Source organism: Desulfobacula sp. (genome assembly GCF_021107415.1).
The window spans coordinates 1-5,304 of record NZ_JAIOSW010000099.1 but is presented as its reverse complement, the minus strand read 5'-3'; the positions used below and the strand labels follow the sequence as shown (position 1 = coordinate 5,304).

The window sequence follows — 5,304 nt, the reverse complement described above, 5'->3', positions numbered from 1 at the left end:
TGCGGAAATGCATGCAGATGAAGATAAAAAGAAAAAAGAATTGGTTGATACCAAAAATAATGCTGAAGCACTTGTTGATCAAACTGAAAAAACATTAAAAGAGCATGGTGACAAGGTTGACGAAGAAACCAGGAAAAATATCGAAGCGGCTGTTGAAGCATTGAAACAGGCCAAAGATTCAACCAATATTGATGAGATCAAACAGAAAGTTGAAACCCTTTCCCAGGCATCTCATAAACTTGCCGAGGCCATGTACCAGCAGGCAGCCCAAGAAGGACAGGACGGACAGGGTGGACAGGATGGACAAGGTACTCCGGGCGCTGATGCCGGTGCTGCTTCACAGGATGACGAGGATGTTGTTGATGCTGATTTCGAAGAGGTTAAAAAAGATAAGTAAAATCTGATAGAACCCAATAGAATTTGGACAAAACCTGTTGAATATAATCCTGCCGTGTTCTATAGTTGCGCGGCAGGATTTTTTATATTTATAGAAGGGCGCGTATTATAGATGATTATTACCCGGATTTTAGCCAAAAATGCTTTAATGTATAAAGATAAGACCGCACTTGTCGAACGGACGCCTTCTTTAAAAACCAGAAAATCCATTACATGGAAAGAGTTTTACAAAACATCCAATCAGGTTGCCAATGCTCTCACAAAAAAGGGCATTCAAAAAGGGGACAAAATTGTACAATTGATGACAAACTGCCTTGAATGGCTTCCCATTTATTTTGGCATCCTTTCCTCCGGCGCATGGGCAGTTCCTTTAAACTTCAGGTTTGAATCTGATAAAATCCTTGTTTGTACAAATACGGCTGAAGCAAAAATTTTTATTTTCGGTGAAGAATTCATTGAAAAAATTAAAACTGTAAAAAATGAGCTTGAAAAATCTGTTCAGCTTTGGATTTTCACAGGTCCTGCAACTTTATGCCCGGACTGGGCAGTCCAATATGAAACGTTTATCGAATCTGCATCAGGAAACAATCCACCTGATGTCGAACTTAATATAGAGGATGACGCCGCCCTTTATTTTACCAGTGGCACAACAGGTAATCCCAAAGCCGTTCTTTTAACCCACAAAAACCTTGAGCATGCCTGCGAAGTTGAGCATGCCCATCATGGACAGACCCATGAAGACATCTTTCTTTGCATCCCCCCCCTGTATCATACCGGTGCCAAGATGCACTGGATGGGCAGTTTTCTTGTGGGAGGGAAATCCATCCTTCTGAAAGGTGTAAAACCGCAGTGGATTATTGAAGCTGTCTCCGAAGAAAAGTGCACCATTGTCTGGCTTCTGGTTCCCTGGGCCCACGATATCCTTATTGCCATTGAAAATAAAGAGATTGACCTTTCAAAATTCACGCTTTCCCAATGGCGATTGATGCATGCTGGTGCCCAACCCGTGCCACCCAGCCTGATTGAAAACTGGAAAATATATTTTCCCGGCCAGGATTATGACACAAACTACGGTCTGACAGAATCAACCGGTCCGGGATGTGTCCATTTAGGACTTGAAAATGCTGACCGAATCGGCCCCATCGGGCTGCCAGGGTCTGACTGGGAAGCAAAAATTGTGGACAAACAGGGGAGCCTGCTTTTCGGCAATGAATCAGGCGAACTCATTATCAAAGGACCCGGGGTAATGAAAGAGTATTATAAAAACCCCGAAGCAACCGCAAAGGCACTCAAAGATGGATGGCTTTATACCGGCGATATTGCCCGATATGATATAGACGGATTTATCTGGCTTGTGGACCGTAAAAAAGACATGATTATCTATGGTGGAGAAAATATCTTCCCCGTTGAAATTGAAAATTTTTTCCAGAAAAACAAAAAAATAAAAGATATTGCCGTCATTGGTATCCCGGATGAAAGACTTGGGGAAATTCCTGCCGGAATTATCAGTGTTAAACCCGGATGTATGCTTTGCGAAAGTGATATTGTCGAATTTCAACAGGAACTGCCCCGATACAAACAATTGAAAAAAATTTTTTTTGGAGATGTCCCCAGAAACCCCACCGGAAAAATTGAAAAACCAAAGCTGCGAAGAATATATGCTGAAGATAAACGAAAAGATATTCGAACACTTCTTCGATAGTCTTATAATAAAGGAAATCAATTGAAATCTTTATTCCACAGGATCAGCCTGAACCTATTTTCTTCTATTATCTGCTGTTGCCTTTTTTTTTCAATTGCATCTGCCACAGGCAGCGACATTATCAAAGAAGATATTTTAAATGCCATTGAAAAAAAATACGCCGGTAAAAGCTTTAAGGCCGACTTTACACAGATATCAAGGCTTGCCGCTCTTGATATCACTGAAAAAGCATCCGGCAGAGCCTCTTTCAGTCATCCCGGAAAAATGAAATGGCAATATTTGGAACCCGAGCGCCATGAAATCATAACCAATGGCAAATTGCTGTGGATTTTTCGGCCCCAGGAAAACCAGGTCATGACAGGTGATGCCTCCCAGTTTTTTAAATCCGGTGCCGGCGGGGCATTTTTATCAGATATTTCCCTTATCAGAAAAAATTTTTCCATCAGCGTAAAAGAGGTTGCAGCAGATTATGTGGAAATTAATCTAAATACCAAGAGAAAAAATCCCGATATTTCTTCGATTGTTATCCGGATATCACAAAAAAACAGTGAAATCATAAGAGTTGTCACGTATAACCCTTATGATGACACCACCCTGTTTGAATTCAGTAACATTCAATTTAAAAAAATCAACCCGGACGTATTTGAGTTTAAGGTGCCTGACGGGGTCAATATAATAAAAATGGATTGATAATAATTTAAGGTTACACAATGAAAGGAAAAATCAGACAACTTGCCAAAGAGAAAAATGCCATTATTCTGGCACATAATTATCAACCTCCTGAAATCCAGGATATTGCCGATCTTTGTGGGGACTCTCTTGAACTGAGCATCAAAGCCTCAAAAACCAAAGCAGACATAATTGTCTTCTGCGGTGTTCATTTCATGGCTGAAACCGCTTTTATCCTTTCTCCTGAAAAGACTGTATTGTTACCCCACACCGGTGCGGGCTGCCCCATGGCAGATATGGTTGATCCAATTGCTTTAACGACAAAAAAACAAGCCCTGGGAAACATTCCGGTCATCACCTATGTCAATTCTTCTGCTGCCGTAAAAGCAGTCTCTGATATCTGCTGCACTTCTGCCAATGTCATTAAAGTTGTAAACAGCATAGATGCCGATGAAATCCTGATGGTACCGGATAAAAATCTTGCCAGATACGCGGCTGCAAATACAACAAAAAAAATCCACCTTTGGGATGGATACTGCCCCTTTCACAACATCTTAACCGCACAGAATGTCAATAAGGCCAGAAAAGACCACCCGGACGCACTTTTTATTGCTCATCCGGAATGCCCGCCCGAAGTTCTGGCACTTGCCGACAGCATCCAATCCACCTCAGGTATGATAAAGTTTGCCGGAGAGTCTGATCAAGTATCTTTTATCATAGGGACGGAAACAGGATTGCTTTACCCCATCTCAAAAGCATATCCAAAGAAAAAATTCTTTCCTGCATCTGAAAAAATGTATTGTATAGATATGAAAAAAATCAATCTTGAGAATTTGGCGGATAGTCTTGAAAACTTAACCGGAGAGATCAAGGTTCCGGAAAACATAAGAAAAAATGCATTAGGAGCAGTTCAAAAAATGATTGACCTTTAATCTTTTTATAATATATTCAGATTATTATTAATCCTTTTTTTTGGAGGGAAGCCAAGATTCTGATGAAAAATAACATTACCGACGAAATATTCTCCTGTCTAATTAAAGAAAAACTGATAACCGATAAGCAAATCCGGCATGCAAAAAAAATAAAAACAAAAATCGTCTCCTCCAAACGGCTTTTAGATATTCTAAAGGATTTGAAATATGTAACAGATAAGCAGATCAAAACAGCTCTAGCCCGTCACAAGCATTCTCTTAAAATCGGTGATCTTCTAGTTGAGTTTGGATATATTACAAATGAAAAACTTGAGGCTGCACTGAGAATACAAAAAGACAGCAAGGGGAAAAGGCTTGGAGAAATACTGGTTGAACAAAATTTTATCACAGAAGATGATTTTCGTGACCTGCTATACATCCAGTTTGGATTTTTGCACATTGAACCGGATATCCAGGAAATAGACAAAAAACTGATCTCCAAAGCCAGTATCAAATTATATAGACATTACAGCATTCTCCCCATGTATCAACAAAAAGGCAAACCATTAATCGCTTTTGCTGATCCTTTCAATAAAGAAAGTATTAAAAGTGTTGCTGAAATATTTGGTTCTGATTTTATTATAGCTGTTGCGTCCCATAATGCCATTTTTTCATCATTAAACAAATTGGAATATGGGACAAAAACCACCATCCCTAAAGAAGAATCTGTGCAGGCCATTGTGGATTCCATCATACAGAGTGCCATCTTAGAGGAAGCCTCTGATATTCATTTTGAACCGTTTAAAAATAAATTTTCGGTTCGTTTCAGACAGGATGGGATTCTGGTCCATTACAAAGATTTTCCCCTTGAAATCAGACCCATGCTGACCAGCCGTATAAAAATCATGAGCAGTGCAAATATTGCTGAAAAAAGAATGCATCAGGGTGGAAGAATCTCTTTTGATTTTAATGGTACTGAATATGATTTACGAGTCTCTTTTTACGTATCGGTTTTTGGCGAGAAGATCGTTCTGAGAATCCTGAACAACATGAATCAGCTTATCGGTATTGAACATATCGGTATGTCGCCAAAACTGCTGAAACGGTTTTTACAGGATGCCCTGAATATACCAAGTGGTGTTGTCCTTGTCACCGGACCAACAGGTTCCGGTAAAACAACAACGGTTTATTCGTGCATCAATCATATCAAAAAACCTGAAATCAGTATCATAACCGCAGAAGAACCTGTCGAATATATCGTGAAGGATGTTATCCAGTGTTCAATAAACCCGAGTATTAATCTGACGTATAAGGAAACTTTAAGGCATATTGTAAGACAGGACCCGGATGTTATTGTAATCGGAGAAATCAGAGACACCTATTCAGCCGATGTTGCCGTTCATGCAGCATTAACCGGTCATAAAGTTTTGACCACTTTTCATACGGAAGACAGCATCGGCGGTCTGATCCGGCTTATGAATATGGATATAGATGCTTTTTTAGTATCTTCAACTGTTGTATGTGTATTGGCCCAGAGGCTTTTACGAAAGGTTTGCGACAAATGTGCTGAGCCATATCATCTGACCCCGGAAGACCTTTATAGACTGGAATATACGCCGGCTGATG

At 40.0% G+C, this 5,304-nt stretch carries 5 protein-coding genes; all 5 read left to right on the top strand.

The window, feature by feature from the left end; genetic code table 11:
• Positions 1 to 397: Hsp70 family protein (locus K8S13_RS05170; protein WP_291460957.1), on the top strand; the 397-nt coding region annotated here is incomplete at its 5' end.
• A gap of 111 nt (positions 398 to 508) precedes the next feature.
• The gene (locus K8S13_RS05165) at positions 509 to 2,098 is read left to right on the top strand and encodes a class I adenylate-forming enzyme family protein (RefSeq protein WP_291460955.1); all 1,590 of its coding nucleotides are present in this window, start codon (positions 509 to 511) and stop codon (positions 2,096 to 2,098) included.
• Between the two features lie 21 nt (positions 2,099 to 2,119).
• Positions 2,120 to 2,788, top strand: coding sequence for an outer membrane lipoprotein carrier protein LolA (locus K8S13_RS05160; RefSeq protein WP_291460953.1), 669 nt, complete (start codon positions 2,120 to 2,122; stop codon positions 2,786 to 2,788).
• Between the two features lie 20 nt (positions 2,789 to 2,808).
• Positions 2,809 to 3,699, top strand: a complete 891-nt coding sequence (nadA, locus tag K8S13_RS05155; protein WP_291460951.1) for a quinolinate synthase NadA — start codon at positions 2,809 to 2,811, stop codon at positions 3,697 to 3,699.
• Positions 3,700 to 3,761: 62 nt separating this feature from the next.
• A partial coding sequence (locus tag K8S13_RS05150) for a GspE/PulE family protein (RefSeq protein ID WP_291460949.1) occupies positions 3,762 to 5,304 on the top strand: 1,543 nt, incomplete at its 3' end.